Origin of the sequence: Mesorhizobium sp. M1A.F.Ca.ET.072.01.1.1, assembly GCF_004023325.1 — a bacterium.
Taxonomy (GTDB): domain Bacteria; phylum Pseudomonadota; class Alphaproteobacteria; order Rhizobiales; family Rhizobiaceae; genus Mesorhizobium.
On sequence record NZ_RZSF01000543.1, the window covers coordinates 1 to 2838 of the forward strand.

4 protein-coding genes are annotated in these 2838 nt (G+C 62.2%); 1 reads left to right on the plus strand and 3 read right to left on the minus strand.

Annotated elements, in window-relative coordinates; all coding sequences use genetic code 11:
* A partial coding sequence (locus EOA32_RS35910; RefSeq protein ID WP_128374206.1) for a DUF1993 family protein occupies window positions 1-467 on the minus strand: 467 nt, incomplete at its 3' end.
* Window positions 468-612: 145 nt separating this feature from the next.
* On the opposite strand from EOA32_RS35910, the gene EOA32_RS35915 reads away from it, so the two are divergent.
* Entirely contained in the window at window positions 613-1662 is a 1050-nt protein-coding gene (locus tag EOA32_RS35915) for a DUF1176 domain-containing protein (protein WP_128374207.1), read from the plus strand.
* Here the strand turns inward: EOA32_RS35915 and EOA32_RS35920 are convergent, their stop codons facing one another.
* Both EOA32_RS35920 and EOA32_RS35925 read right to left on the minus strand, forming a co-directional pair.
* Entirely contained in the window at window positions 1663-2553 is an 891-nt protein-coding gene (locus EOA32_RS35920) for an alpha/beta fold hydrolase (RefSeq protein ID WP_128374208.1), read from the minus strand.
* Window positions 2554-2585: 32 nt separating this feature from the next.
* A partial coding sequence (locus EOA32_RS35925) for an NTP transferase domain-containing protein (RefSeq protein WP_148670002.1) occupies window positions 2586-2838 on the minus strand: 253 nt, incomplete at its 5' end.

A 2838-nucleotide genomic window follows, 5' to 3' on the forward strand; every position in this document is an offset into this window, starting at 1 on the left:
CCATTGTGCCGCAGGATGTCGTATGCCGTGGTGATGTGGAAGTAGAAGTTCGGCATGGCTGCGTTGAGCAGATATTGCAGTCCGGCCATTGAGACCTCGCGTCCGGCAAGCCTCAATTCGATCGTCCGCTCCTCCGACCCGTCCAGATCGGCGGCCGAGAATGTCGCCAGATGATCGAGCGTCTTGGCGATTCGGGCGTGCAGCTCTTCGAAAGTGGACTCGTTGTCCTCGTATTTCGGCACTTCGCGGCCGGCGAGTCGCGACGGCGCGCCCTTGGCATGATCGGTGGCGATCTGCACCTGCCGGGTCAGCGCGAACATGTCGGGCGCCAGCCTCGCGGTCAGAAGCACCTGAGGGTCGATCTTGCGGTCGGCGGCGTTCTGTTCGGCCAGTGACAGCACGCTGGCCAGCGCCTTCAGCCGGGCCGAAAAGACGGCCACGGAAATATCGTACATGGATATGGTCACGTGAGTTATCTCCCCAGGCGGCGTCAGCGCCGCGGGCCGTGAGCTAGCGCTTCCCGGCTCGATTCTTCAAGCAGCCCGTGCGCCCCTGTCACCGCCTCGCCGCAATCGCGGTGGTAGTATTTTCGTTATCGAGCGGAGATTCCCGATGAGACCTGCCATTCTCGCAGCGACTGCCCTGTTCTCCCTTGCGGCCATCGGCCGGTCGGCGCTTGCAGCCGAAGCCCCTTATATCGACGACCGGTCCAGTGCCGAGGCTGTTGTTCGCTCGCTCTACAGCGCGATCAACCGGCATGAATTCGCCCGCGCCTGGGGTTATTTCGGCGACACCAAGCCGGCAAAAGATTTCGATGCCTTCGTTAAAGGCTACGACAGCACCGACACGGTCGAGGTCAAGACCGGCGCGGTATCGGACGAGGGTGCTGCCGGCAGCATCTACTACAGCGTCCCTGTCGCCATCCAGGCCACCGACAAGAAGGGCGAAGCCAAAATCTTTGCCGGCTGCTACACGCTTCGCCAGGTCAACGCGCAGATCCAGGAACCGCCGTTCCAGCCGATCTTTATCGACAAGGGCGCCCTGAAGCCGTCGACTTCGGATTTCCAGGATGCCGTGCCGACAAGCTGCGGCGACGGCCCGCCGCCGCCCAAGAAGGACGAGGCGCTGGAACAGGCCAGGAAGGCGTTCCTCGCCGCCTATGGCGAGCAGTGCGACAAGGAGAACCCGGAAGGCAAGCCGGCCGGCGAGCCGGACGCCTACTCGATCCATTACAAGGACAAGGACGCTGGAGCCGACGAGCCGGAGCGCGAGACGCGGCTCTTCCGCTTCTTCTGCTCGATGGCCGCCTACAATGAAAGCGCGGTCTATTACATCTATGACGATGTGTCCGGCGTCCGGCAGTTGCAGTTCGCCGCGCCGGAACTCGACATCCGTTACGAGAACAACAACAGCGAAGGCAAGGTCGAGGGCATCCACATCATCGGCTTCCAGACCGACGACCAGCTGGTCAATTCCGAATATGACGACAAGACCAAGACGATCACCTCGATGAACAAATGGCGCGGCGTCGGCGACGCTTCATCGACCGGCACCTATCTGTTCCGCCACGGCAATTTCTCGCTGGTGCAGTATGATGTCGATGCGTCCTACGACGGCGAGATCAATCCCGAGACCGTCCTGGACTACAACACGCCGCCTTGATCAGGGCGCTTTCGTCAGCATCCAGTTCAGTGTGCCGCGCCAATCGACCATGCGGATCGGCGTCCCATGCGTGCCGGTCTCGAACCGCACGAAGCGGGTCGGATAGCTCTTCGATTTGGCGAGGATCGAGCGGAAGAAGGTTTCCTGCTTCTCAACCTGGAAAACCACGTCACGGCTGCCCTGGCCGAAGAACACCGGCACCCGACGCTTGAAGGCCGGGCTGGTCAAGAAGCTTTGGTCCCAGAGCGAGCCGAGCAGCAGCAGCCCACTGACGCGGGCGCCAGTATCCTTGCGGTCCGCCAGCTTCCAGCAGAGGATGCCGCCCATCGAGCCGCAGGCGACGAAGATTTTCGCGCCGGGCGATGTCTCTGCATAGTGGTCGATCAACGCCGCGACTTGGGCGGCGCCCTTGTCGCCGAAATCGGGAAAGTCCGGCGAAAGATAAAGACCGCCATTTTCGGCCATCAAATTCTTGAGGCGGTTGAAATTACCGCCAAAGGTGAAGTCGTCGACGCCCTGCTTGCGGCTGCCGCCCTGCCCGTGCAGATAAAGCACGATGATGGCGGCACCTTGCGTCTTGCCGACTGCGACATGCCGGACATCGCCGACATCGGTCTTCAGCATCAAGTCCTGCTGCATCTTGCGCACGCCGGGGTCGGTATATTGGGCATGCACACGCCTTTCCGGCACCTCGTCGCGCTGATTGATGTCGCGCATCTCGCGATAGTCGACCACCGTATAGGCACCGTTGTCGCCGCTCGACAGCGTCGCCGGATAAGCGAAAAGCTCGTCCTTGAAGGGTTTCAGCGACAACGTCTGGCCCTCGGCGGCAGAGAGCGAAAAAGCTGTTGCGGCGAGCAAAGTGAGGAAAGTTCGGCAGCGCAAAGACATTCCGAAGCCATGCGAAATTCGGCTTCGGTTTGTCAATCCTGCAGCACGCCGCCCGCGCGTTCCAGCGCCTCGCGCGTATCGACGTCGATCGAAGCGCCCTGCCCGATTTCGACATCGATGACGTCGAGCCCTTCGGCCTCGACCAGATGGCGCGCGCCAGTATCGCCTTCGAGCTGCGCGACGGCGGCAAACAGCGACCGCGGCAGCAGCACCGGGTTGCCGCGTTTGCCGTGATGCGCCGCGCGCACCACCGAGCGGCCGCCGGATCTGCGGAACGCATCGATC

Coding starts and splice junctions, on each gene's coding strand:
- EOA32_RS35915 (WP_128374207.1), top strand. CDS start 613: ATGAGACCTGCCATTCTCGCAGCGACTGCCCTGTTCTCCCTTGCGGCC.
- EOA32_RS35920 (WP_128374208.1), bottom strand. CDS start 2,553: ATGTCTTTGCGCTGCCGAACTTTCCTCACTTTGCTCGCCGCAACAGCT.